Consider the following 1,021-nt stretch of genomic DNA (forward strand, 5'->3'; position numbering starts at 1 on the left):
CATATGTATCCTATGGTATTTTTTATATTAACATAATGGAATATATTTATCAACATATTTAGTCATTATTACCAAATTAATATTTCACATTTCTTGACTTTTTAATAGGTTTGTACGTTGATAAAATTTATAGAATCTAGAAAATACAAATCCGAACCGGAAGTACTTATATATTTATGGAATAATTTGAATAATTAAACACCTTCTGCTTGGCACAAAATATGTCTGTCACCAAAGGTTTTATAAAGTTTAACAATATCGCAATCCATCATTTAAAATATTTCTTTTCAAATTCCAGACTGATTTATGTCAACTAAATCTGACTCTAATTCTTTTTTACACATGTTTGATAAATGTATTCAAACACAAATATTCTTATTAAGGCTTGCGACATTCAGGAATTTAAAACTGTCTGCTATATCTTTTTTCGAAATCTGCTTTTCCCGCTTCGGCAGCAGATACCTCCTGCCTTTCAGCATTCAATCCAATTTGCATCTTTCTCACCCTCACTAATCCACTTATCTATAAGTAAATTTAAATGAGTATTTAACAGCCATTTCAAACAAAAATACAATCTCTCTAATAAAATAATATATTAATTAACTATAAATGTAAATATTTGCTTGTTTGTAACCGCCAAATAAAATGGCATGGAAAAAGCCGAAAAAGCTGATACATACTAATCACTTTCCGGCTTCCAGGGCAGAGGCTATTCAAGAAATCCGGCTCTTCATTGAACCTTGAACAAGGCATTCTAATATATCGGAGATTATCTCATGAATAAATCAATGATTCAATGCACGTTCTTATTTGATGGTAACTATGGATTCCCAATTCTTTGTGTTGATATTCCTCAAAACAAACAAGACCTCAAGTTTTGAACTTGAGGTCTTGATATAAATCTGGCAGAGACTTACTTTCCCGGGCCGTGTCCAGCCAAGTATTATCAGCACTGAGATGCTTAACTGCCGTGTTCGGTATGGGAACGGGTGTATCCATCTCGTCATTTCCACCAGAAAAT

General features: G+C 32.3%; 1 rRNA gene. It reads right to left on the reverse strand.

Annotated elements, in window-relative coordinates:
• Window positions 1-900: 900 nt before the first annotated feature.
• A 5S ribosomal RNA gene (rrf, locus tag CLHUN_RS21625) occupies window positions 901-1,017 on the reverse strand.
• Window positions 1,018-1,021: the final 4 nt, after the last annotated feature.

The sequence above is a fragment of the Ruminiclostridium hungatei genome, assembly GCF_002051585.1.
Lineage (GTDB): Bacteria > Bacillota > Clostridia > Acetivibrionales > DSM-1351 > Ruminiclostridium > Ruminiclostridium hungatei.